This is a genomic window from Pseudomonas sp. Q12-87, assembly GCF_001269755.1.
In the GTDB taxonomy this organism is placed as follows: domain Bacteria; phylum Pseudomonadota; class Gammaproteobacteria; order Pseudomonadales; family Pseudomonadaceae; genus Aquipseudomonas; species Aquipseudomonas fluorescens_S.
In genome coordinates this window covers 242,989-267,578 of the sequence record NZ_LHVI01000023.1, presented here as the reverse complement: position 1 = coordinate 267,578, position 24,590 = coordinate 242,989, and the positions used below count along the sequence as shown (strand labels likewise).

21 protein-coding genes are annotated in these 24,590 nt (G+C 61.2%); 3 read left to right on the top strand and 18 right to left on the bottom strand.

The genetic code is table 11. The annotated features are described in order from the left end of the window. Positions 1-92 precede the first annotated feature (92 nt). The 14 genes from AD663_RS17905 to ccoN (AD663_RS17840) form a co-directional block, all read right to left on the bottom strand. Positions 93-632: a FixH family protein gene (locus tag AD663_RS17905; RefSeq protein WP_003183492.1), complete on the bottom strand. Its 540-nt coding sequence runs from the start codon at positions 630-632 to the stop codon at positions 93-95. An 11-nt stretch (positions 633-643) separates the two neighbouring features. After that, positions 644-2,059: a cytochrome c oxidase accessory protein CcoG gene (gene ccoG / locus AD663_RS17900; protein ID WP_003183484.1), complete on the bottom strand. Its 1,416-nt coding sequence runs from the start codon at positions 2,057-2,059 to the stop codon at positions 644-646. A 343-nt stretch (positions 2,060-2,402) separates the two neighbouring features. Further along, positions 2,403-2,813: an SMI1/KNR4 family protein gene (locus tag AD663_RS17895; protein WP_003183481.1), complete on the bottom strand. Its 411-nt coding sequence runs from the start codon at positions 2,811-2,813 to the stop codon at positions 2,403-2,405. Further along, a complete protein-coding gene (locus AD663_RS17890; protein WP_053214271.1) occupies positions 2,804-7,222 on the bottom strand; it encodes an RHS repeat-associated core domain-containing protein in 4,419 nt (1,472 codons plus the stop codon). Before AD663_RS17890 ends, AD663_RS17895 begins: the two co-directional genes overlap by 10 nt. 98 nt (positions 7,223-7,320) lie before the next feature. Further along, on the bottom strand, positions 7,321-7,731 hold the full coding sequence (locus tag AD663_RS17885) for a type II toxin-antitoxin system VapC family toxin (protein WP_053214270.1): 411 nt from the start codon (positions 7,729-7,731) through the stop codon (positions 7,321-7,323). Further along, a complete protein-coding gene (locus AD663_RS17880) occupies positions 7,731-7,985 on the bottom strand; it encodes a type II toxin-antitoxin system Phd/YefM family antitoxin (protein WP_003183476.1) in 255 nt (84 codons plus the stop codon). The genes AD663_RS17885 and AD663_RS17880 overlap by 1 nt, the downstream gene beginning before the upstream one ends. Before the next feature lie 148 nt (positions 7,986-8,133). Next, positions 8,134-9,117 (bottom strand): cytochrome-c oxidase, cbb3-type subunit III, encoded by a 984-nt coding sequence (ccoP, locus tag AD663_RS17875; RefSeq protein WP_003183475.1) that lies wholly within the window; start codon positions 9,115-9,117, stop codon positions 8,134-8,136. Then, positions 9,114-9,299, bottom strand: a complete 186-nt coding sequence (locus tag AD663_RS17870) for a CcoQ/FixQ family Cbb3-type cytochrome c oxidase assembly chaperone (RefSeq protein WP_003183474.1) — start codon at positions 9,297-9,299, stop codon at positions 9,114-9,116. The genes ccoP (AD663_RS17875) and AD663_RS17870 overlap by 4 nt, the downstream gene beginning before the upstream one ends. A gap of 6 nt (positions 9,300-9,305) precedes the next feature. Further along, positions 9,306-9,914: a cytochrome-c oxidase, cbb3-type subunit II gene (ccoO, locus tag AD663_RS17865; protein ID WP_003183473.1), complete on the bottom strand. Its 609-nt coding sequence runs from the start codon at positions 9,912-9,914 to the stop codon at positions 9,306-9,308. Further along, complete coding sequence (ccoN, locus tag AD663_RS17860) at positions 9,914-11,356, bottom strand: cytochrome-c oxidase, cbb3-type subunit I (protein ID WP_003183472.1); 1,443 nt, start codon at positions 11,354-11,356, stop codon at positions 9,914-9,916. Before ccoN (AD663_RS17860) ends, ccoO (AD663_RS17865) begins: the two co-directional genes overlap by 1 nt. A 482-nt stretch (positions 11,357-11,838) precedes the next feature. Beyond that, entirely contained in the window at positions 11,839-12,792 is a 954-nt protein-coding gene (ccoP, locus tag AD663_RS17855) for a cytochrome-c oxidase, cbb3-type subunit III (protein ID WP_003183471.1), read from the bottom strand. Further along, positions 12,789-12,992 carry a cbb3-type cytochrome c oxidase subunit 3 gene (locus AD663_RS17850; RefSeq protein WP_053214269.1) on the bottom strand — a complete coding sequence of 68 codons (204 nt, stop codon included), beginning with the start codon at positions 12,990-12,992 and terminating at the stop codon, positions 12,789-12,791. The genes ccoP (AD663_RS17855) and AD663_RS17850 overlap by 4 nt, the downstream gene beginning before the upstream one ends. A gap of 3 nt (positions 12,993-12,995) precedes the next feature. Beyond that, positions 12,996-13,604 (bottom strand): cytochrome-c oxidase, cbb3-type subunit II, encoded by a 609-nt coding sequence (ccoO, locus tag AD663_RS17845; protein WP_003183469.1) that lies wholly within the window; start codon positions 13,602-13,604, stop codon positions 12,996-12,998. A gap of 10 nt (positions 13,605-13,614) precedes the next feature. Continuing rightward, positions 13,615-15,039 carry a cytochrome-c oxidase, cbb3-type subunit I gene (ccoN, locus tag AD663_RS17840; RefSeq protein WP_003183467.1) on the bottom strand — a complete coding sequence of 475 codons (1,425 nt, stop codon included), beginning with the start codon at positions 15,037-15,039 and terminating at the stop codon, positions 13,615-13,617. A 96-nt stretch (positions 15,040-15,135) separates the two neighbouring features. Here ccoN (AD663_RS17840) and AD663_RS17835 point away from each other — a divergent pair, with 96 nt between their 5' ends. Beyond that, entirely contained in the window at positions 15,136-15,828 is a 693-nt protein-coding gene (locus AD663_RS17835) for an alpha/beta family hydrolase (RefSeq protein WP_053214268.1), read from the top strand. A gap of 188 nt (positions 15,829-16,016) precedes the next feature. Here the strand turns inward: AD663_RS17835 and AD663_RS17830 are convergent, their stop codons facing one another. From AD663_RS17830 to acnA, 3 genes are all read right to left on the bottom strand, one after another. Then, positions 16,017-17,582: a PAS domain-containing methyl-accepting chemotaxis protein gene (locus AD663_RS17830; RefSeq protein WP_003183462.1), complete on the bottom strand. Its 1,566-nt coding sequence runs from the start codon at positions 17,580-17,582 to the stop codon at positions 16,017-16,019. Between the two features lie 77 nt (positions 17,583-17,659). Then, on the bottom strand, positions 17,660-18,448 hold the full coding sequence (locus AD663_RS17825) for a CPBP family intramembrane glutamic endopeptidase (protein WP_003183460.1): 789 nt from the start codon (positions 18,446-18,448) through the stop codon (positions 17,660-17,662). A 125-nt stretch (positions 18,449-18,573) separates the two neighbouring features. Next, complete coding sequence (gene acnA, locus AD663_RS17820) at positions 18,574-21,315, bottom strand: aconitate hydratase AcnA (protein WP_053214267.1); 2,742 nt, start codon at positions 21,313-21,315, stop codon at positions 18,574-18,576. 172 nt (positions 21,316-21,487) lie between these two features. Here acnA and rlmM point away from each other — a divergent pair, with 172 nt between their 5' ends. Together rlmM and tusA are read left to right on the top strand one after the other, a co-directional pair. After that, positions 21,488-22,561 carry a 23S rRNA (cytidine(2498)-2'-O)-methyltransferase RlmM gene (gene rlmM / locus AD663_RS17815; protein WP_003183457.1) on the top strand — a complete coding sequence of 358 codons (1,074 nt, stop codon included), beginning with the start codon at positions 21,488-21,490 and terminating at the stop codon, positions 22,559-22,561. Positions 22,562-22,658: 97 nt separating this feature from the next. Further along, entirely contained in the window at positions 22,659-22,910 is a 252-nt protein-coding gene (tusA, locus tag AD663_RS17810) for a sulfurtransferase TusA (protein WP_003183455.1), read from the top strand. Here tusA and AD663_RS17805 read toward each other — a convergent pair. Then, on the bottom strand, positions 22,907-24,307 hold the full coding sequence (locus AD663_RS17805) for an MATE family efflux transporter (RefSeq protein WP_003183452.1): 1,401 nt from the start codon (positions 24,305-24,307) through the stop codon (positions 22,907-22,909). The genes tusA and AD663_RS17805 overlap by 4 nt on opposite strands. Positions 24,308-24,590: the final 283 nt, after the last annotated feature.

Sequence of the window (24,590 nt, the reverse complement as noted above, 5' to 3'; positions counted from 1 at the left end):
CTCAGTATGCCTGAGGAGAACCAGTAGTCCGAACAGCGGGGGGGCGTTTCGCGGCCCAGCGGGAGCAAGCTCCCTCGCCACAGGAAGCCCGTTTACTTCTTCAGGTCTTCGGCGCCTTGCAGCGGTTCGTCGCCCAGCAGGATGTCCTGGTCGCGATTGATCTGCTCTTCTTCGAACAGACGCCAGGTCTTGTCGCTTTCCACGCCCAGCAACTCGACAAAGCGCCGACCTTCGATCCGGTCGGTCAACTGGCCGATATAACGTCCCGGCTCGCTGTCGTTACGGGTGAGGACGACCTTGCGGTCCTTCTCCGGCTGCGTCGGGGAGACCAGGCTCAGTTCCAGGGTCTGGGGACGGCTGTTGCCGCTCAGGCGCAGGTTCACTTCGCCGGTGACGTCATCGAGCTTTACGTTGGCATGCAATTGCAGGGTCTGGGCCAGCAGTTCGCGCTCCAGCGAGCGATTGATGCCCTTGCCGGCTTCGTAATAGTTGTCATTGACCAGGTTGTCCGGATTCTTGACCGCAATGGTCACCATCGTCAGGCTCAGGGTCACCGAACAGGTCAGGATCGCGATGATGATCCACGGCCAGAGGTGCTTGTACCAAGGGCTGGTGGCGGTTGCTGCAGGCATGTTCAGTTCTCTCAACGAGTTTGTGGGCCGATGAACCGGCTCTTGGCTTCGATATGTACGCTTTCGTCATCGGCGTCCTTGAGGATGAAGATCACCTCGTTGGTGCTCGATGGCAGTTGCTCCGGTGCGCTGGACAATTCCACCGGCTGGCTGAAAATCTCGCCGGCCGCGACTTTGATTTCCCTTCGGCCTTGCAGCTTGAGATCAGGCAGGCCGGCGGCCTCCAGCACATACGTATGGTCGCGCTGGTCCTTGTTCATGATCTTCAGGCTGTAGACGTTCTCGATCCGGCCTTCGGCGTTTTCACGGTACAGCACGCGGTCCTTGCTGACATCGAAACCCACCAGCGAACGCATGAAGAACGCCGTTACCAGCAGGCTGATCATCGCCAGCAGCACCAGGGCATAGCCGATCAGGCGCGGGCGCAGCTTGTGGGTTTTCTGGCCCGACAGGTTGTGTTCAGTGGTGTAGCTGATCAGGCCGCGCGGGTAATCCATCTTGTCCATGATGTTGTCGCAGGCGTCGATGCACGCCGCACAACCGATGCACTCGATCTGCAGGCCGTCGCGTATGTCGATGCCGGTGGGGCAAACCTGGACGCACATGGTGCAATCGATGCAATCCCCCAGCCCCAGGGCCTTGTAATCAACACCTTTCTTGCGCGGGCCACGGCTTTCGCCACGACGCGGGTCGTAGGAAACGATCAGGGTGTCTTTGTCGAACATGACGCTCTGGAAGCGGGCATAAGGGCACATATAGATGCACACCTGTTCACGCAGCCAGCCGGCGTTGCCATAAGTGGCGAGGGTGAAGAAGCCGACCCAGAAATATGACCAGCCATCGGCCTGGCCGGTGAAGAATTCGAACACCAGTTCTCGGATCGGTGTGAAGTAGCCGACAAAGGTCATGCCGGTAACAAAACCGATCAGCAACCACAGGCTGTGCTTGGCGGTTTTGCGCAGGAACTTGTTGGCCCCCATGGGCGCCTTGTCGAGCTTGATGCGCTGGTTACGGTCGCCTTCGGTGACTTTTTCGCACCACATGAAAATCCACGTCCATACGCTTTGCGGGCAGGTGTAGCCACACCAGACTCGTCCGGCATAGACGGTAATGAAAAACAGGCCGAAGGCGGCAATGATCAGCAGCCCGGACAGCAGGATGAAATCCTGGGGCCAGAAAGTTGCACCGAAAATAAAGAATTTGCGTTCCGGCAGGTTCCACCAGACGGCCTGATGACCGCCCCAGTTCAACCAGACCGTACCGAAGTACAGCAGGAACAACGCCGCTCCACCGACCATTCGCAGATTGCGAAACAGGCCAGTGAAGGCACGGGTGTAGATTTTTTCCCGAGAGGCATAGAGGTCGACGCTTTTATTCGCGTCCTTGGCAGGCGGGGTAACGTCATGTACCGGAATCTGGTTGCTCATCAATTGCATCCCACGGCAGTGGAAAGTGCCGAGGCCAGTACGTGCCGACCAGGGTCACAGGGGGGTGTTGCAGTGGCGCAATGATACGCCTGTCGCTCTGGCTCAAGGGTGCGACCTTTGGTCGCGTTGGGGCTCTGCGTAGAATGGTGTAGCGGATGTAACAAGTCTTGACCCAGATCAATTGACTATAGCCATTCCACGTCGCAGGGAAAAACCCAAGGGCCTGCTGACTGATTCGGCGAGCCCTTTGGGTTGGCGTTGAGGCTTGATTTGCCCTGGCCAATTGTTGCCCGAACTCAGCGCTTTGCTCGCCAGTGCCACATCGAATGCGCGGACCCAGTTGCTACTGGCTTGTGAGTTCAGCGAGGAATTCTTCAAATGATTCGCATACGAACGCCAAATCTTCTTCGTCCATCAAATACAGGTAGATGTTTTCAAAGTCATCTTCTTTGAGCGAGAGCAGAAATGAATTACCGCCCTGGTCGTATGCAAAAGGGATCATTCCTTTCAACGATGGAATATCGTCAACCAGGTCGCGATAGACAACTTCGATAGGCGCATTGCCGTATTTGATCGGTGTGAATCCGCCCAGCAAAAACTCGTTCTCGCTACAACGCTCAGACAAATCGCCGCCGTTGTGCTTTAGATAAAACTCCCTGAAGGCTGTCGGTAATTGCACATTGAATTTCTCTTGGAACTCATTCAGCTCCTGCACGGAGAGGGCCTGTTCGGATTCTTCGAGGGTCAACCGCATTTGGAGGCTCCTGTTGTTCTGCTCTTGAAACGAGCGGGGTGGGTATAGGCCTTGCCTGTAGCCGCTTTGTATTGAGCAACGCCCCCGCTATGGCCGATGCCGTTGTGGGCGCTTTGCTTGATGAGCTGCATGGTGCCGGTGTTGGTCTTGGGATCGTAATCGTCCAGATGGTGCCATACATGGCCGGCCGGTGTGGTTTTCTGGCTCAACTTGGCCGCTTTGTTCGCGGCCTCGAAGTCTTTGGCGTAGTCCCCGGTGTATTCAATTCTGACGATCGGGTTTACGCCAGGTTTTTTGTTGTAGAGCGCATTGCTTTCAGAATAGTCGAGACCTCCACCAGGGGTTTTCGTAACGCCTGTATAGCCGCGGTCTTTCAGTTTTATCAGGGGGTCGACCGCAAGGCCCAGGGGGTCCGCGTAGCCAATCGGGTTGGGTGCATAGGCGTAGAAATTGAGGCCTCCCGCCAAACCGATCGGGTCGGGCGTGGTGAAGCGACCCACGTCGGGATCGTAAAACCTCAAAACGTTGTAATGCAGGCCGATTTCTCGATCGAGGTACTGTCCCTGGAACCTCAGGTTTTGCTCTTCGAGGAAGTAGGGCTCGCGAATTTCCTGAAGGGGGTTACCCCACACCTCATAGCGAGCTTGCCAGACGCTACGTCCGTCGGCCTCGGTGAGTTGTTCTGGCAAACCGTTCAGGTCGTTGTGGTAATAACGGACGGTCTGGTGCGCTCCGTATCCATCGATCCGTGCAAGCGGGTCGTAGGTGTTATCCGCATAAAGATAAAGGCTGGTCTGGTTGTACCGGCTTTCCTGCAATAAGCGCATGCCGTCCCAGATGAAGCGGGTTTCACCCAGCGGGTAGCCGTGGCTGTCGTGTTCGGTTTTTTCGATGCGCCGGCCCAACGGGTCGTAGGTCATGCGGACCACGCTGCCGTTGTCATTGCGCACTTCAATCAAGCGGCTCTGGGCGTCATAGGCGAAGCGTTGCAGGCCGCGGGCAGCGCTGCGTTTCTCGATCATCCGGCCAAAGGCGTCATAGCGGTAGCGCTTGTCCTGATAGGTCAGCAGTTTGTTGTGCACCACCAGCCCGGCGCCGGGGGATGGGCCGTCGAGCAGGTTGGCGGCGGCGTCGTAGGCGAAGGTTTCGCGCTGACCGTGCAGGCTGTCCTGGCTGGCGATGATGCGGCCGGTGGTGTCGTAATGCAGCAGCTGCCGGTGTTGCGCGGCGGGTTGCTGGTCAAGTTTGCCGATCAGGTGGTCGGCGGGGTCATATTCGAAGTGTTTTTGCACCGCCGCCGGCAGCAGCGAAGGTTGGCTGCCGTGGCGACGTTGGCGAGCGCGCAGGCGACCGCTGCGGTCGTATTCGCTGCGGGTGCTGATCTGCCCTTGGGTGCGCAGCACTTCGCGGTGCAGGCGGTCGCGTTCGAAGTCACTGATGACCTGGCCGTCGAGGTTGATCTGGTGCAGGTGGCCGCTGCCGTAGTACAGGCGGTTGACCCAGCGGCCATCGGGCAGTTGGGTCTGGATCAGGTTGCCGAGTTCGTCGTAGTGGTGTTGCAGGCTGCCGGCGGCGCTGAGTTCTTCCAGCAACTGGCCGGTCGCGTCGTAGGTGAAGCCCAGGGTCTGGGTGTTGCCTTGCAGGTCGGTGAAGGTGATCGCCGTGAGCTGGTCCAGTGCGTTGTAGGTGTACTCGGTGCGGCCATCGTCGGTGACTTTGGCAATCAGCCGGCCCACGGCGTCGCGTTCCAGGCGATGAACGATAGGCGCCGGTGGGGTTTCGGGCACCACGGCCAGGCCATTGCCGTAAGGTGCCGGAAGGGCCGTCACCGCCGCGACATTATCGAGCACGTCGTAGCGGTAGCGTTTGGCGCTGCCGTCCAGGTCCTGTTGCTCAATCAGCCGGTTCCCGGCATCCCAGGCAAATCGATAGCTCTCGCCATTCTCGTTGATCAGCGCTTGCAGCCGCCCGAAGCTGTCATACCCGAACTGTACCTGCCGGCCTTGGGCGTCGGTGCGTTGGCGGATCTGGCCGCGGCGGTTGTGCTGGTAAAGGGTGGTATGTCCGGCCGGGTCGGTATAGCCGGTCAACTGACCCGCGATGTCGCGCTGGTAATGCTCGGTGCGGCCGTCCGGCAATTGGCTGCTGAGCAGTCGGCCTTGGGCGTCGTAACTGAATTGCGTGCGTTCGCCGAGGGCGTCGGTGATGGTCTGCAAGTAGCCACGCGAGTCGTAGCTGAACCGCGTCGGGTAACCCGAGCAGTCGACGTGCTCCACCAATTGCCCGAACGGGTTCCAGCGCAGCTTTTTGCTTTTGCCGGTGGCGTCGATGACTTCGATAATCTGGCCGTGGGCGTCGTAGCGGTAGCGAGTGACGTGGCCCAACGGATCGGTCTCGGCGATGCAGTTGCCACGCGGGTCATAACGGTACCGCCAGCTATGGCCGGCGGCATTGGTGTCCACCAATGGCAGGGCCCAGTGCTCAAGCCAGAGGGTGGACTCACTGCGACCCAGCGGGTCGGTTTCGCTGATCAGGTTGCCGGCTTCGTCGTAGCTGTACGCGTAGCACCCGCCCTGTGGGTCGGTGGCGTTGAGCAACTGGCGCTCGTCGTTCCATTCGAACAGCCAGGTCTGGCCGAGGTTATCGCTGAATCGAGTGATCTGGTGCTGGCTGTTCCACTGCCGCATGCTGACCCGCTGGAGGCTGTCGGTGATGCGCGTGGTGCCCGCCTTGAGGTCATAGTCGAACTGGTAGGCATCGCCTTCGTCGGTCCAGTGACGGACCACACGCCATTCCTGGTCCTCGATCAGGGCCCAGTCGTAGAAGCAGTGCAGGCCGGTGGGCAACTGATGTTCCACCAGGCGCCGGCCGGCATCGTAGCTGAAGCGCCGCTGCACCTGGCCGGTGGCATCGCGCACTTCGGCCAGGTTGCCGGCGGCGTCGTAGGCGTAGCTGACCAGCACCTCGCGCTGTTGGTCCGGGTAGAGGCGTTCGATCTGGCTGACGTGCTGGCCTTCGCGGATCAGGTCGATTTGCACGAGGTCGAAGGTGTCACGCAGCCGCACCAGGCGTCCGGCGTCGTCGTAGTCGAGATAAATACGGTTGTCGTTGCGGTCGCCGAATTGGTTCAGGCGCAGCCGCGATGGGTTGGCCGGCGTGGGCTCGAACAAGCGATACAGGCCATTGTCGCTTTCGATCAGCAACTGGCCATTGACGTGGCGGCGCACGGCCAGGCCTTCGCCCGCACTGAACACCGCGCCACCCAAGGGGATCGAACCCATGTCGATGGGGCGGCCCTGTTCGTCGGTGTAGACCAGGGTTTCGCCGCCGTCCGGGTGAGGGACGATTTCCACCTGCACTTCGTAGGACACACTCCAGCCATTACCGAACAAACTGTCGCGGCGCTCGTCGCGGCTGTTGTAGACGCGTTGCCAGTCGATGGGCAGGAGACCGGGCAATACGAAATCCAGCTCTTCGTTGCCGCCCAGCACCTTGGCTCCGGTGGCCGCGTGGACCGGGTTCGACGAACCCAGCGCCGCATTGGCCGCCGCGTTCGCGGCGCTGCTGGCGGCCATGGATACCGCGCCGCCCACCAGCATGCAGGGCAGTTTGCTGAAGAATTTGCCCTTGCCGCCCTTGAGCATCAGCAGCGCCGTGACCGCCAGGCCGACGCCCGGGGTCTTGCCGCTGCGGATTTCACGCACCACCACCGAACCGCCGCCAATGGTCACATTCGAAGAGATCAAGCCCGATGACACCACCGTCGCATCGCAAGTGCTGCGGTCGCCACTGCGCACGGCAGGCTGGCCATTGATAGTGACCTTGTCGGAGCCCTCGGCCATGAACTGCGGCGGCATCGGCGGGTGCTTCATGCAGATGACCAGGTCTTGCGGCTTGGGCACGGCCCCTGGCGCAGGCGTGGCGACGGTGGGGCGCCACATCTGCGAGAAAAAATTGCCGGCCATGTCCAGGTAGCTGGGTTCGGCTTGCGCCTCGGGAGCTTCCAACTCGGTGCCGGCTGGCGCGACATGGGACTCGATCGCTCCGGCAGCGCGGGCGGCGGGGATGTTGTTGGTCAGGGTGTCGGTGGAGCCGGTGAGAATGTTCGCCTGCACCGTGGGCGGAAAGAGGGCGTTGCCGATGCCCTCGCATATATTGCTCAAGCCCTTGTCGGCCCCGGTCTTGCTCATGGCCAGGCCAACGATGGTGCCGACCACCAGGCCAAGGACGAAGCAGCCCAGGCCGCCTGTGACGACGGTGATGCCGGTGGCCGCCACGACGGCGGCGGTGGCCAGGGCTGTGATGGCGATATTCGCCGCCACCTCCAGCACGCCGCCGAGGATGTCGGCCATCATTGAAGTGTGGTTGAGTGCATCGCCCAGGCGGGCCGCCCAGAGCGCGTCAGACATGCTCGACGCTCATATGGGCTGTGCGCTTGAGTACTTCGATGCCTTCCATTGCGCCTGTCTCCTTGGCGATTTTATTGAGGGGCTGTTGCAGGGGCGTATCAGTGCGACCACGGATTAAGCAACGCCACGCCGCTGCTTTGGAAATCTGCGGCGTTGCGAGTGACGACAGTCAGCCCGTGGACCAGCGCGATGGCGGCAATCATTGCATCGCATTCATTGCTGCGATCCGGACCGTGCAGGCGAGCGCAGCGTAGCGCGACGGCGCGGTCGACCGCCAGGATTCTTCCAGCAAATGCGGGCATGACATGATTATCCAGCCATGCGCGCAAGCGGCTCCCTTGCTCCGGGTCCTTGCGTTCGAAGCGCAATACGCCGGTTTCCAGTTCCAATACGGTAATGGCCGAGACGTAGAGGCTGGGGGCGGGGACGCTACGCGCCCAGGCCTGTACGTTTTTATCGGCTTGAGGCTTGCGTAATTCTGAAATGACTTGGGTATCGAGCAGGTACATCAGGACAGGTCCACCGGTCGAGGCGTGATGACGGCACGCTCGGTGTCGAAATCGATATCCGGCGTATCGGGCATGACCAGCAACTCGACGATGCTGCTGCCAAGGCCGGTCAGTTTTTGGTACTCCTCAATGCTTAGCAGTACATGAGCCGGCTTGCCACGGTCGGTGATGATGACCGGCCCCTCGCGACTGGCTTTTTTGGCACCACTTGTGTCGTGGTTGAATTCGCGGCTGGAAATCGTGGTGATGGACATGGCGGCGTCCTCAAGAAACTTTAATGTAGGAACGTTACTACCGCCGCTGCTTGCGGGCAAGATAAACAATCTGAGCATATCGCTGCGGTAAATAAAAAGGCCCCGTCAACGTTGGTTGACGGGGCCTTTCGTACATCGGCAGCGGGCTTTACTGGGCGTCAGCCGCAGGAGCCTTTTCGCCGTGGGACAGGCTGTAGACATAGGCGGCCAGCAAGTGGACCTTGTCGTTGCCCTGCAGATCGGCCTGGGCAGGCATCTGGCCTTGGCGGCCGTAGCGGATGGTCTGCTGCAGTTGGGCGAAGCTCGAGCCGTAGATAAACGCGGCTGGATGCGTCAGGTTCGGTGCGCCCATGGCGGGCGTACCTTTACCTTCCGGACCGTGGCAGGCCACGCAGTTGGCAGCGAACAGCTTCTGGCCGTTGGCCGGATCGGCCTTGGCGCCTTCCGGCAGCTTGCGACCGTGCAGGCTGGTGACCAGGTAGGAAGCCACGTCGGCCACGCCCTGTTCGCCCACGACGGCAGCCCAGCCCGGCATCACTGCGTGACGACCGCCCATGATGGTGGTCTTGATGGTTTCCGGTTCGCCGCCCCAACGCCAATCGGCGTCGGTCAGGTTAGGGAAACCGTAGGCGCCCTTGGCGTCGGAACCGTGGCAGACCGAGCAGTTGGAGGCAAACAGGCGGCCCCCCATCTTCAAGGCTTGCGGGTCCTTGGCGACTTCCTCGATCGGCATGGAGGCGAACTTGGCGAAGATCGGACCGAACTTGGCGTCCGAGCGAGCCATTTCCTTTTCCCACTCATGAACGCCTGTCCAGCCGGTCTGGCCGTTGGCGAAGGCGGTCTGCTTTTCCGTGTCCAGGTAGTTATAACCTGGCAGCAGGCCTTTCCAGTTGCCCAGGCCGGGGTAGAGCGCCAGGTAGCCGAGGGCGAACACGATAGTGCCCACGAACAGCATGAACCACCATTTCGGCAGAGGGTTGTCGTACTCCTCGATGCCATCGAACGAGTGGCCAACGGTCTCGTCCGTTTGTTCGGCGCGCTGGCCCTTGCGGGTCGACAGCAGCAGCCAGGTCAGGGCGAAGATCGTACCCAGACTGAGGACTGTGACGTACAGACTCCAGAACGTAGTCATTCTTTGTTACTCCTAGAAGCTTGCTCGACGTGCTTGATGGCTTCGGGATCATCCGCGAACGGCAGCAGGGTCGCGTCGTCAAACTCCGACTTGCGCTTGGGGCTGAACACCCACAGGGCCAGGCCGATGAAGGCCACCATCACAACGACGGTGCCCAGGCCTCGAATCATCCCGATATCCATTAACAATCACCGTTTGCTTTTGATGATGGTGCCCAGGCCTTGCAGATAGGCCACCAGCGCGTCCATTTCAGTCTTGCCCTTCACGGCATCCTTGGCACCGGCGATGTCTTCGTCGGTGTAAGGCACGCCCAGGGTGCGCAGGACTTCCATTTTCTTGGCGGTGTCTTTGCCGTCGAGCTTGTTTTCCACGAGGAACGGGTAGGCCGGCATCTTCGACTCGGGCACCACGTTGCGCGGGTTATACAGGTGCGCACGGTGCCAATCGTCGGAGTAGCGAGCGCCAACACGGGCCAGGTCCGGGCCGGTACGCTTGGAGCCCCACAGGAACGGGTGGTCCCAGACGCTTTCACCGGCGACCGAGTAGTGGCCGTAGCGTTCGGTCTCGGCACGGAACGGACGGATCATCTGCGAGTGGCAGCCGACACAACCGTTGGCGATGTAGATGTCGCGGCCTTCCAGTTCAAGGGCGGTACGCGGCTTCATGCCTTCGACCGGCTTGTTGGTCACGTCTTGGAAAAACAGCGGAACGATCTGGGTCAGGCCGCCGATGCTCACGGCAATGACCATGAAGAAGGCCAGCAGGCCGATATTCTTCTCTACTGCTTCGTGCTTCATCAGTGAGCTCCAACTACGGCGATCTTGGCGGCGGCTTCAGCTTCAGCCGGGTCAGAGGCACGAACGGTGCGGTACACGTTGTAGGCCATGAACAGCATGCCGCTGGCGAAGAACGCGCCGCCCAGGGCACGCACGATATAGCCAGGGTGGCTGGCTTGCAGCGCTTCAACGAACGAGTAGGTCAGGGTGCCGTCGTCGTTGATTGCACGCCACATCAGGCCCTGGGTGATGCCGTTGACCCACATCGAAGCGATGTACAGCACGGTACCGATGGTCGCGAGCCAGAAATGCGCGTTGATCAGGCTGGTGCTGTGCATCTGGGCACGCCCGAACAGTTTCGGGATCATGTGGTAGATGGCGCCGATGGAAATCATCGCTACCCAGCCGAGGGCGCCGGCGTGTACGTGGCCGATGGTCCAGTCGGTGTAGTGGCTCAGGGAGTTGACGGTCTTGATGGCCATCATCGGGCCTTCAAAGGTCGACATGCCGTAGAACGCCAGGGACACCACCAGGAACCGCAGGATCGGATCGGTGCGCAATTTATGCCAGGCACCCGACAAGGTCATCATGCCGTTGATCATGCCGCCCCAGCTTGGCGCCAGCAGGATGATCGACATCGCCATGCCGAGCGATTGTGCCCAGTCCGGCAGCGCGGTGTAGTGCAAGTGGTGCGGACCGGCCCAGATGTAGAGGGTGATCAGCGCCCAGAAGTGGACGATGGACAGGCGATAGGAATAGATCGGACGCTCGGCCTGTTTCGGCACGAAGTAGTACATCATCCCCAGGAAACCGGTGGTCAGGAAGAAACCCACGGCGTTGTGGCCGTACCACCACTGGATCATCGCATCGGTCGCGCCCGAGTAGGCCGAGTACGACTTGAAGAAGCTGACCGGCAGGGAGGCGTGGTTGACGATGTGCAGCATGGCCGTCACGACGATGAAGGCGCCGTAGAACCAGTTGCCGACATAAATGTGCTTGGTCTTGCGCTTGACGATGGTGCCGAAGAACACCAGACCGTAGGTCACCCAGACGATGGCCAGCAGAATAGCCAGGGGCCATTCCAGTTCCGCGTATTCCTTGGTAGTGGTGTAACCCAGTGGCAAGGTCACGATCGCGCCGACGATCACCGCTTGCCAACCCCAGAAGGTGAAGGCGGCGAGGCTGTCGGAAATCAGTCGCGTTTGGCAGGTTCGCTGCACGACGTAGTAAGAAGTGGCAAACAATGCACAACCACCGAAGGCGAAGATCACCAGGTTGGTGTGCAACGGGCGAAGGCGTCCAAATGTCGTCCATGGCAGATCGAAGTTCAACTCCGGCCAGACCAATTGCGAGGCAATGAAGACACCGAGCCCCATGCCAAGGATCCCCCAGACCACCGTCATGATGGCGAACTGGCGGACTACCTTATAGTTATAAGCAGTCGGACTGATTGCTGTGCTCATTCTAAGGTTCCACGGTTTGGGTGTTTTATTAGGATAAAAATCGGTCGCAAGTATGGAGAAAGCGGGGGGTCATTGCAACGCGCCATGACCTGGGTCAATGCTTTCAAAAGCTGATTCTGCGGCCTTTCCATGCGCAGGGTAGGGTCAAAATTGACCCCCGACAAATTGTCGCAGCGAATGAAACAGGTGAGGGGGGCGGATCGGTTGTAACGGGGTGTGTTCGAACACCGTGTCCGGGTCAGGCGGGACAGATCTCGCAACAGCGGGTATCCACCTGAATTTGCGGCCTTTTATCGAACGGATTGTCGAACACATCGAGTCGCGTCAACCTGAAAACCGGCAATCACCCGTGCACGTCAAAACTAGCTTAGACCCGATTGGAGGGAACCGAAAGGCAGACCTTGGAAGGGTGCGACAATGCGTCGCGCTGGGGCACGGAACTGCCGCATCCGGAAGAATGCGGCTGTTCGTGTGGTCAGGATTTATTCGCTTTTGCTGTCAGCTTGCAGGCGCTCGGCGCTGACGGTGTGGGACAGGCTGTAAACGTAGGCGGCCAGCAGTTGCACTTTGTCGTTACCCAGCAGTTCGTTCTGCGCGGGCATGTGACCCTGGCGACCGTGGCGAATGGTCTGCTGCAATTGTGCAAGGCTGGTGCCGTAGATGAAGCCGGCCGGTTGCGTCAGGTTCGGCGCGCCCATGGCCTCGGTGCCCTGGCCGTTGGCGCCATGGCAGGCAGCACACGTGGTGTTGAACGTCTGCTGGCCGGCTTGCAGGTCGGCACCGCTGTCGGCCGCAAGAGGCAGGCCGGCCAGGTCATGGCGCACATACGCGGCGACATTCTTGACCCCGGCATCTCCCAGCACTTCGCCCCAGGCCGGCATCGCCGCCATACGGCCGCCCAGGATGGTGGCCTTGATGGTGTCGGCCGCGCCGCCCCAACGCCAGTTGCTGTCGGCCAGGTTCGGGAAGCCGAAGGCACCCTTGGCGTCCGAGCCGTGGCAGACCGAGCAATTGGAGGCAAACAGCCGGCCGCCCATCTTCAGGGCCTGGGGGTCCTTGGCCACTTCCCCCACCGGCATGGCGGCGAATTTGGCGAAGATCGGCCCGAATTTGGCGTCGGCCTTGGCCATTTCCTTTTCCCATTCATGGGCGCCGGTCCAACCATTCTCGTAGCCCGGCAGGATGCCTTTCCAGTTGCCCAGGCCTGGGTACAGGACCAGGTAACCGACGGAAAACACCAAGGTGCCAGCGAACAACAGGAACCACCACTGTGGCAGCGGGTTGTCGTATTCCTCGATGCCGTCGAAGCTGTGGCCCATGGTCTGGTCGACGCTGCCCTTGGTCTCGCCCTTGCGGGTGCCGATCAGCAGCCAGGTCAGGCCGATCAGGCTGCCGATGGTCAGTACGCAGATCCACGTACTCCAGAAGGTGGTCATGGCCGGGTACTCCTTGTTGCAGGGTCTTGGGGGTTGGCGATGTCGGCGGCGGGTTCGTCGGCGAACGGCAGCAGGCGTGCCTCGGCGAACTCCGGGCTGCGCTTGCTGTTGAACACCCACAGGGTCAGGCCGATGAAGGCTATGAACACCACGACGGTGCCCAGGCCGCGGATCATTCCGGTACTCATTTCAAGAACCATGGCTCACCTCTTGCTCTTGATGGCAGTGCCGAGCACTTGCAGGTAGGCCACCAGCGCATCCATTTCGGTCTTGCCCTTGAGCGAGGCCACGCTGCCGGCGATGTCGTCGTCGGTGTACGGCACGCCCAGGGTGCGCATGGCCCGCAGCTTGCCTTCGGTGTGGCTGCTGTCTACCGCTTGGGTGACCAGCCACGGGTAGGCCGGCATTTTCGACTCGGGCACGACGTTGCGCGGGTTGTACAGGTGCGCGCGGTGCCAGTCATCGGAGTAGCGTGCGCCGACCCGGGCCAGGTCCGGCCCGGTACGCTTGGAACCCCACAGGAACGGGTGGTCCCAGACGCTTTCACCAGCGACCGAGTAATGGCCGTAGCGCTCGGTCTCGGCACGGAACGGACGGATCATCTGCGAGTGGCAGCCGACGCAACCTTCGCGGATGTAGATGTCGCGGCCTTCCAGTTGCAGGGCGGTGTAGGGCTTCATGCCGTCCACCGGTTTATTGGTCACGTCCTGGAAGAACAGCGGCACGATCTGGGTCAGGCCACCAATGCTCACGGCCAGGACCATCAGCAGCATCAGCAGGCCGACGTTTTTTTCGATGGTTTCGTGTTTCATGGCGGACTCCTCAGGCCATCTGCGCGGCAGCGGCGGCTTCGGCGGGTTGGTAGGCCCGCACGGTGCGCCAGGTGTTGTAGGCCATCAGCAGCATGCCGCTGAGGAAAATCGCTCCGCCCACCAGCCGTACGACGAAGCCCGGGTGGCTGGCCACCAGTGTTTCGACGAAGGAGTAGGTGAGCGTGCCGTCCTCGTTCACTGCGCGCCACATCAGGCCTTGGGCGATGCCGTTGACCCACATCGAGGCGATGTACAGCACGGTGCCGATGGTCGCGAGCCAGAAGTGCGCGTTGATCAGGCCGATGCTGTGCATCTGTGGCCGGCCAAAGACTTTCGGGATCATGTGATACAGCGCACCGATGGAAATCATCGCCACCCAGCCGAGGGCGCCGGCATGCACGTGGCCGATGGTCCAGTCGGTGTAGTGGGAGAGGGCGTTGACGGTCTTGATGGCCATCATCGGGCCCTCGAAGGTCGACATGCCGTAGAACGCCAGGGATACCACCAGGAACCGCAGGATCGGGTCGCTGCGCAACTTATGCCAGGCGCCCGAGAGGGTCATCATGCCGTTGATCATGCCGCCCCAGCTGGGCGCCAGCAGGATCAGCGACATCACCATGCCCAGCGACTGTGCCCAGTCCGGCAGCGCGGTGTAGTGCAGGTGATGCGGGCCAGCCCAGATGTACAGGGTGATCAGGGCCCAGAAGTGGACGATGGACAGGCGATAGGAATACACCGGACGCTCAGCCTGCTTGGGCACGAAGTAGTACATCATCCCCAGGAAGCCTGCGGTGAGGAAAAAGCCCACGGCGTTGTGCCCGTACCACCATTGCACCATCGCATCGGTGGCCCCGGCATACACCGAGTAGGACTTGGTGAAGCTCACCGGCAGTTCCAGGTTGTTGACGATGTGCAGGATCGCCACGGTGAGGATGAACCCGCCGAAGAACCAGTTACCGACATAGATGTGCTTGGTGTTGCGCTTGGCCACGGTGCCGAAGAACACGATGGCGTAGGCGACCCAGACGATGGTGATCAGGATGTCGATCGGCCATTCCAGCTCGGCGTATTCCTTGGAACTGGTGTAGCCCAGTGGCAGGCTGATGGCCGCCAGCACGATCACCAGTTGCCAGCCCCAGAAGCAGAACGCGGCGATTTTCGGGGCGAACAATTGCGTCTGGCAGGTGCGTTGCACCGAATAGAACGAACTGGCGAACAAGGCGCAGCCGCCAAAGGCGAAGATCACCGCGTTGGTGTGCAGCGGGCGCAGGCGGCCGAAGCTGGTCCAGGGCAAATCGAAATTGAGTTGTGGCCAGACCAATTGAGCCGCGAGAAAAACCCCGAGCCCCATGCCGACGATGCCCCACACCACCGTCATAATGGCGAATTGGCGGACCACCTTGTAGTTGTAGGCGGTACTGATAGAAGTGTTCATGGTTCCCCATCCACGGTTCAGCCGAAGTGAGCGCCTGCGCAGGGCAGTGCAGCGTTCTTCGCCTGGAGTTATAGGCAGACTAAAAGCGAGGCAAGCATGGACAAACAGCACAAGGCCAGTATTGACGGGGATCAATGGGCGCAGTGTGTGGAGCAACATGGCTGGCTATGGAACGTCGCCCAATCAAAGAGTGGAAGCGAGTCGCCGACCCTGATCCTGGCTCATGGCGCCGGTGCCCCGATGGACAGCGGCTTCATGGACGAAATGGCCGTGCGCCTTGCCGCACAGGGCGTCAACGTGCTGCGCTTCGAGTTTCCCTACATGGCTCAGCGGCGCCAAGACGGTGGTAAGCGTCCTCCGAACCCAGCACCGAAACTGTTGGAGTGTTGGCGTGAGGTGTACGCCACGGTGCGGCCTTATGTCGCTGGCCGGCTGGCCATCGGCGGCAAATCCATGGGCGGACGAATGGCGAGTTTGCTCGCCGATGAATTGGGCGCCGACGCGCTGGTGTGCCTGGGGTATCCCTTCTATGCGGTGGGCAAGCCAGAAAAGCCACGGGTCGAGCACCTGGCGGAACTGAAGACTCCCACCTTGATCGTCCAGGGCGAGCGCGATGCGTTGGGCAATCGGGAGGCGGTGCAGGGTTATGACTTGTCGCCGAGCATCGAGGTGATGTGGCTGGTGGCTGGGGATCATGATCTCAAGCCGCTGAAGGCTTCGGGGTTTAGCCATGAACAGCATCTGGAGGCGGCGGCGGGAAAGGTGGCGGCGTTTCTTCAGGATTTATAGCGTCTGTCCTGGCCTCTTCGCGAGCAAGCCCGCTCCCACATTTTGAAATGCGTTCGCATGAACAACTGTAATCCCCTTGTGGGAGCGGGCTTGCTTGCGAAGACGGTTCATAACGCGACACCATTTTGAATTAGCAATAAAAAACCGGGAAGCGTCACCTTCCCGGTTTTTTATGGGGCAGACATCTATCAGCGGTTGAATCGCTCCACCAGCGAATACTGGGTATTGGCCGTACGGGTCAGTTCTTCGCTCAGCAGGGCCGAGCTGTGGGCCTGGCCCGAGGTCTGGTCGGCCAGTGCGGAGATGTTGCTGATGTTGCGGCTGATCTCCTCGGCCACCGAGCTCTGTTCTTCGGTTGCGGCTGCGATCTGCGTGGTCATGTCGGTGATGTGAGCCACCGCTTCGCTGATGCCAACCAATGCCCGGTCGGCTTCCATGACCCGCGCCACGCCTTCTTCGGCTTGGCGATGACCGGCGTCCATGGTCTGCACGGCGTTGGTGGCGGTTTGCTGGAGCTTGGCGATCAGGGCATGGATCTGCCCGGTGGACTCGCTGGTGCGTTGTGCCAGTTGGCGTACTTCGTCGGCTACCACGGCAAAGCCACGACCCATCTCACCGGCACGGGCCGCTTCGATCGCTGCGTTGAGGGCCAGCAAATTGGTCTGGTCGGCGATGCCCTTGATCACGTCCACCACGCCACCGATCTCGTCGCTGTCCTTGGCCAGTTGGGTCACGGTCTGCCCCGTCTCGCCGACCACCACCGACAATCGCTCGATGGCTTCGCGGGTTTCCCCAGCGATGTCTCGGCCACGTCCGGTCAGGCGATTGGCTTCCTGGGTAGCGTCGGCGGTGCGTTGCACATGGCTGGCGACTTCCTGGGTGGTCGCGGCCATCTGGTTGACGGCAGTGGCAACCTGTTCGGTTTCCACGCGCTGGCGTTCCAGGCCGCTGGAGCTGTCGTGGGCCAGCGTGTTGGATTGGCGTGCCTGATCGTTGAGGTGTTCGGCGGTGTCCTGCAGGCGGGTCAGGCAGGTTTTCAGGCGAGCTTCCTGGCTGAGAATCGACATCTCCAGGCGCGCCTGGGCGCCGCGGCTGTCGGTGTACATCCGGGCGATCAGCGGGTCGGAGGTGGTTTGTTCGGCCAGGCGCAGCAGGCGCTTGATCCCGCGTTGCTGCCATTGCAGGCCCATCAGTCCCAAGGGCACCGATAGCACCGCCGCCAGGGCAAAGCCCCAATGGGAGTTGAGGAAGGCGCCAACGACGAAGCTCAACTGGCTGACCAGAATGAACGGCAGCCAGTCCTGCAGCATCGGCAACCATTTGTCGCTGCTGGGAACCGCAGATTTACCCTGGTTGATGCGCAGGTAGAGCGCCTCGGCCCGGCCGATCTGCTCGGCGGTGGGCTTGATCCGCACCGACTCGTAGCCGACCACCTGGTTGCCCTCGAACACGGGCGTGACATAGGCGTTGACCCAGTAATGGTCGCCGTTCTTGCTGCGGTTCTTGACAATGCCCATCCATGGCAAGCCCTGTTTGAGCGTGCCCCACATGTGCGCGAACACAGCGGACGGAACATCGGGATGGCGCACCAGATTGTGTGGCGAACGGATCAGTTCTTCTTTCGAATACCCGCTGATTTCAATGAAGGCGTCATTGCAGTAGGTGATCACGCCCTTGGCGTCGGTGGTGGAAATCAATCGCTGCTGGGCCGGGAAGGTCCTTTCACGCTGTGTGACGGGCTGGTTGTTACGCATGGTGTGTGAGTCCGCAAGGCTTTGAAAGGTTGTCGGCGTCGTCAGGTTTTTATTGAAGTTATTTTCACCTGTCGCTATCACGCCAGCATCGGGTAAGTAAATAGGGCGTAATGAAGCAGATTGAGGCCAAAATGCGTGGCGATCGCCGCGCTCAGGCCGCCGAAACGATACGCCAAGCCATAACCGATCCCCGCCAGGCCGGACAGCAGCACCCATTCCCAACCGGCGCCCGCATGCACCAGGCCGAACAGCAGCGAGGCCAGCAGCAACGCCAGATTGTCGCCATGAGCCAAGTGTTTGAAGTGCCGGCTCAGGCCACCCTGAATGTAGCCGCGAAATAGGGCTTCCTCCACCAGGGTGACCAATAGAAGATTATTGAGTAGCCACAGCCAGGCGTGATCCGGCCACTTCGGTGCCCAGTGGATCATGCCCAGCAGCAGGGCCCCGCCGAGGGCCAGCGCTACGCTTAGGCCCAGGCCCAGGGCCGTGGCGTAGACCGACAGGCGAAACGAGCGGCGGCCAACGATCCACGGGCAGGCCAGCAGCAGCCAGAAGCCGATCAATGGCTTGTCCTGGTTCAGGTACATGGCGAAGCGCGTTGCATCATCGGTCAAGCGTTGCGCGGCAATGGCCCGCCCGTTGAAAAAGCCTGGCATCCAATGCATGGCCAGTGCCAGCGCCATCACCACGAACAGCGCGTGCCCGAGAAACTGGCCGACCGGTGTCTTCTGCTGGCGAACGGCATAGCCGGCAAATAGCAGCAGCGCAACCGAGATGGCGGCAGTCCAAGCCAACTGACCGTAGGCCAGGGCCATGACGTAACCGATTGAAAGGAGGGCCAGATAGGGCCAGGGCAGGGCAGACATATCACATCCTTTTGAGGCTGACGAACGCGCAAAGCGGGCAGGGCAAAGTTAGCGGCGGGGATTATAGGCAGACCGATACAAAAACACCGCCCTAAAGCGGCGGTGTTTTTGTAGGAGCGGTCCTGTTAAGCTGCAATCAATTGCCGTAGGACATAGTGAAGGATGCCACCGGCCTTGAAATACTCGACTTCATTGAGGGTATCGATCCGACACAGCACTTCAATCCGTTCCTGGCTGCCGTCCTCGCGGGTGATGACCAGGGGCAGGTTCATGCGTGGCGTCAGTTCGATGTTGTCCAGGCCCAGGATGTCCACGGTTTCCTTGCCCGTGAGGTTCAGGCTCTTGCGATTCTGATCGAGCTTGAACTGCAATGGCAGCACGCCCATCCCCACCAAATTGGAGCGATGGATCCGCTCGAAGCTTTCGGCGATCACCGCCTTGACCCCCAGCAGGTTAGTGCCCTTGGCCGCCCAGTCGCGGCTCGACCCCGTACCGTATTCCTGCCCCGCAATCACCACCAGCGGCGTCCCCGTGGCTTGATAGAGCATTGCAGCATCGTAGATCGGCATTCTTTCGCCGTTGGGGATGTAGATCGTGTTGCCGCCTTCTTCGCCGTCGAGCATTTCGTTGCGAATGCGGATATTGGCGAAGGTGCCACGCATCATGACCTGGTGATTGCCGCGTCTTGAGCCGTAGGAATTGAAGTCCCTAGGCTCCACGCCCTGCTCGCGCAGGTAGCGACCGGCCGGGCTGTCAGCCTTGATGTTGCCGGCCGGGGAAATATGGTCGGTGGTCACCGAATCTCCCAGCAGGGCCAGGATCCGGGCGCCTTCGACGTTCTTGACCGCTGGTGGCGGCCCGCCGATGTCGTCGAAGAACGGCGGATGCTGGATATAGGTCGAGTCCGATTGCCATACGTAGGTGGCCGCTTGCGGCACTTCGATGGCTTGCCATTGCTCGTCCCCGGCGAACACCGCCGCGTATTCCTTGTGGAACATGCTGGTGTTCACCTGGGCCACGGCGTCGGCCACTTCCCGGCTGCTCGGCCAGATGTCCCGCAGGTACACTGGGTTGCCATCTCGATCGTTACCCAGCGGCTCGCTGCTGATGTCGATGCGCACGGTACCGGCCAGGGCATAGGCGACCACGAGGGGCGGCGAGGCCAGCCAATTGGTCTTGACCAGCGGATGGACTCGTCCTTCGAAGTTGCGGTTGCCCGACAAGACCGAAGCCACGGTGAGATCGGCTTTCTGGATAGCTTTTTCAATCGGTTCCCGCAGCGGTCCGGAGTTACCGATACAGGTGGTGCAGCCGTAGCCCACCAAGTCGAAACCGAGTTTATCCAGGTACTCGGTCAGGCCAGCGGCCTTGTAATAGTCGGTGACGACCTTGGAGCCCGGTGCGAGGGAGCTCTTGACCCAGGGTTTGCGGGTCAAGCCCTTTTCCACTGCTTTTTTGGCCAGCAGCCCGGCGGCCATCATCACGCTGGGGTTGGAGGTGTTGGTGCAGGACGTAATGGCAGCAATCACCACCGCGCCGTTCTTCAGACGATGGGTCTGGCCTTCGAACTCGTACTCGGCTTCGCCCACCTGATCGGCGTTGCCCACCGCCACGCCACCGCCGCCTTCGCTTTCCAGGCGACCTTCCTCCTTACTGGTGGGTTTGACCTGGAGTCCCAGGAAGTCACTGAAGGCCTGGCCGACGTTTGGCAGCGATACCCGGTCTTGGGGGCGTTTCGGTCCGGCGAGGCTGGCCTCGACGCTGCCCATGTCCAATTCCAGGGTGTCGGTGAACACCGGTTCCTGGCCGGGCAAGCGCCACAGGCCCTGGATCTTGCAGTAGGCTTCCACCAGTTTCACAGTGTCGGCCGGCCGGCCGGACAAGCGCAGATAGTCCAGGGTTACATCGTCGACCGGGAAGAATCCACAGGTGGCGCCATATTCCGGGGCCATGTTGGCAATAGTGGCGCGGTCGGCCAAGGGCAGGTCGGCGAGGCCGTCGCCATAGAACTCGACGAATTTACCCACCACGCCCTTCTTGCGCAGCATCTGCGTGACGGTAAGCACCAGGTCGGTGGCGGTGATGCCTTCGCGCAGCTTGCCGGTAAGTTTGAAACCGACGACTTCGGGAATCAGCATCGACACCGGTTGGCCGAGCATGGCCGCTTCGGCTTCGATGCCGCCGACGCCCCAGCCCAGTACGCCGAGGCCATTGATCATGGTGGTGTGGGAGTCGGTGCCTACCAGCGTGTCCGGGAATGCATAAAGGCGGCCATCCTCCTCGCGGGTCCACACGGTGCGGCCCAGGTATTCGAGGTTGACCTGGTGGCAGATGCCGGTGCCCGGCGGTACCACGCTGAAATTATCGAAGGCACTCTGGCCCCAGCGCAGGAAGGCGTAGCGCTCGCCGTTGCGCTGCATTTCGATGTCGACGTTCTGCTCGAACGCCTGGCTGCTGGCGAATTTGTCCACCATCACCGAATGGTCGATCACCAGGTCCACGGGTGACAGCGGGTTGATCCGCTGGGGATCGCCGCCGGCCTTTTCCACTGCGGCGCGCATGGCAGCCAGGTCGACCACGGCGGGGACACCGGTGAAGTCTTGCATCAATACCCGTGCCGGGCGGTACTGGATTTCCCGGTCGGAGCGACGCTCCTTGAGCCACGCGGCCAGGGCCTTGAGGTCAGCGCCAGTGACGGTTTTTTCATCTTCCCAGCGCAGCAGGTTTTCCAGCAGCACTTTCAGCGACATGGGCAGCTTGTCCAGGTCGCCCAGGCTTCGGGCGGCATCCGGCAGGCTGAAATAATGATAGGTCTTGGCGTCGACTTGCAGCGTTTTAAGGGTTTTCAGGCTATCGAGGGACGGCATTGAAATCACTCCTTTGAGTCCGCACGGCTACGGACTGACGGAACGGACAGAGCCTTTAACCTAGCCCTGTTTTTAGCGAATGACTAATCACTGGACTCTACGAGCAGGTTCGGGGTTCCGAACTCCGCTATCATGCGGCGGTTTTCGTGACAGGCTTTGCTACGGAGTTTCAATGAACACGCTTTTTATGCACTGCCGGCCGGGCTTCGAAGGCGAGGTCTGTTCCGAGATCGCCGAGCATGCTGCCCGGCTCAACGTGGCCGGCTACGCCAAGGCCAAACCGGCCAGTGCCTGCGCTGAATTCGTCTGCACCGAAGACGACGGGGCCGAGCGCCTGATGCGCGGCCAGCGTTTCGCCGACCTTATTTTTCCGCGCCAATGGGCGCGCGGCACTTTCATCGATTTGCCGGAAACCGACCGCATCAGTGTGATCCTGGCGCACATGGCGGCATTCCCGACCTGCGGCAGCCTGTGGCTGGAAGTGGTGGACACCAACGACGGCAAGGAACTTTCGAATTTTTGCAAGAAATTCGAAGGCCCGCTGCGCAAGGCGTTGACTGGGGCCGGCAAGTTGGTGGACGACCCGCGCAAGCCGCGTTTACTGCTGACCTTCAAGAGCGGCCGCGAAGTGTTCATGGGCCTGGCGGATGCGGATAATTCGGCGATGTGGCCCATGGGTATTCCACGCCTTAAATTCCCCCGGGAAGCACCGAGCCGCTCGACCCTCAAGCTCGAGGAAGCCTGGCACCATTTCATCCCGCGTGACCAGTGGGACGAACGCCTGCACAGCGACATGACCGGCGTGGACCTCGGCGCGGCACCGGGCGGCTGGACCTGGCAACTGGTCAACCGTGGCATGTTGGTCACGGCCATCGACAATGGTCCCATGGCCGAAAGCCTGATGGACACCGGCTTGGTGCAGCATTTGATGGCGGACGGCTTTACCTTCAAGCCCAAGCAGCCGGTGGACTGGATGGTCTGCGACATCGTCGAGAAGCCGGCACGTAACGCGGCAATGCTGGAAGAATGGATCGGCGACGGGCATTGCCGCGAAGCGGTGGTGAACCTCAAGTTGCCGATGAAACAACGGTATGCCGAGGTCAAGCGCTTGCTCGAACGCATCGCCGAGGGCTTCAAGGCCCGGGGCATCAAGGTTGAGATCGGTTGCAAGCAGCTGTACCACGATCGCGAAGAAGTGACCTGCCATCTGCGGCGGTTGGATAGTAAAAAGCCGAAGTCCCGTTGACGTTGCCTTGAATAGCTCCCTCGCCACAGGGATTGATGCAGGTCTGTTAAGGGCGCCGGCATTGCGCGACAATGCCGGCCTGTTTCAGGAGTAGAACATGAGTGAAATGAACGATACGCCGGTCGACGGCACACTGGATGCCACGGGCCTTAATTGCCCGGAACCGGTGATGATGCTGCATCAGCACATCCGCGACCTGGCCCCCGGCGGTTTGCTCAAGGTGATTGCCACCGACCCGTCGACCCGCCGCGACATCCCCAAGTTTTGCGTGTTTCTCGACCATGAGCTGGTGGCGCAGCAGGAAGAGGCCGGCACCTACCTCTACTGGATCCGCAAGAAACTCGCTTAATCGATCGAGCGGCTGATGCGGATCTGCTTGTGCGCACTGCGGGCCAGGCGGATCGACAGCATCAGCGCCGCGCAACTCAAGCCCACGATCAAGCCTTGCCATAACCCGCTTGGGCCGCTGGCTGCGCCGAGCCAGTCGGTCAGGCCCAGGGCGTAACCGACCGGCAACCCGATGCCCCAGTAGGCGAACAGGGTGAGGATCATCGTCACACGCGTGTCCTGGTAACCGCGCAACGCACCCGCCGCCGTGACTTGTATCGCATCGGAAAACTGGAACAGCGCCGCATAGACAATCAGCATCGATGCCACCTCGATCACTATCGGATCGGCGGTGTAGATCGCAGCGATGGGGCCGCGCAAGCCGAACATCAGGCTCGCCGACAGGCAGGCATAGGCCAGCGCCGTGGCCATTCCCACGCCGGCGGCGAAGCGCGCCTCCCGAGGCTGGCGCCGCCCCAGGGCTTGACCGACGCGCACGGTCACGGCCATGCCTAGAGAATAGGGGATCATGAACACCAGGGAGCTGAAGTTCAGGGCGATCTGGTGTCCAGCCACCACCGTAGCGCCGAGGCTGCCGATCAGCAGGGCTATCACTGCAAAGATGCTCGATTCGGCAAACACCGCGATGCCAATCGGCAGGCCAATGCCCAGCAGGCGCTTGATGGTCGCCCATTGCGGCCAGTCGAAACGGCTGAACAGTCGACTCGACTGATAGGCCGGCGCCCAGCGGGCCCAACCGGCCATGCCCAGCGCCATGACCCACATCACGATGGCGGTGGCCCAGCCGCAACCCACGCCACCTATGGCGGGCACGCCCAGGTGGCCGTAAATGAAAATGTAATTGAGCGGAATGTTCAGGGCGAGCCCGCACAAGCCCAGCACCATGGCCGGTCGCGTACGACCCAGGCCGTCGCTGAAACACCGCAGCACGTGATACAACGCCACGGCTGGCAGGCCCGTGCCGATGCCTCGCAGGTATTCCATGCACGGGCCGATCAATTCGGGATCGACCTTCATGACGTGCAGGATGGGTTCGGCGCTGAATAGCGCCAGCGTTGCGATCAATCCCACCACTAGCGCGAGCCACAACGCCTGGCGCACCAGTGGGCCGATCTCGTCGAACGTGCCGGCGCCAAAGCGCTGGGCGACTTTCGGGGTGGTGGCCAGCAGCGTGCCGGTCATCAACAGGAACACCGGCACCCAGATCGAGTTGCCCAGCGCCACCGCCGCCAAATCCCGCGGGCCGACACGACCGGCCATCACCGCATCGACGAACCCCATCGCAGTGGTCGCCAGTTGCGCCACCATGATCGGCACTGCCAGGGCCAGCAGCGTCTTGAGTTCCAGGCGAATCCGGGCCGGGCGGGAGAGTGGGGGGGTGTCTGTAACCGTATTCACAGGCGAAGCGTCCGAAAAGATTAAGCGCGAGGCGGCGCATTCTACGCCTTGACGCAGTGGTCAGGAAAAAAGCTGTGTTGGGGATTTGTAATCGCCTGCTCCCGTGTGTCCAGCCTGTACTGTTGACCGGGGATAGGGTGACCCGTGGCGAGGGCGCTTGCTCCCGCTCGGCTGCGCAGCAGTCGTCGCTCTTTGGATAGGGGTTGCTTCGCAACCCAGCGGGTGCAAGCTCCCTCGCCACAACATCGTTCACTGAAGTAATGCGCTGGCCCATCTAGCCGCG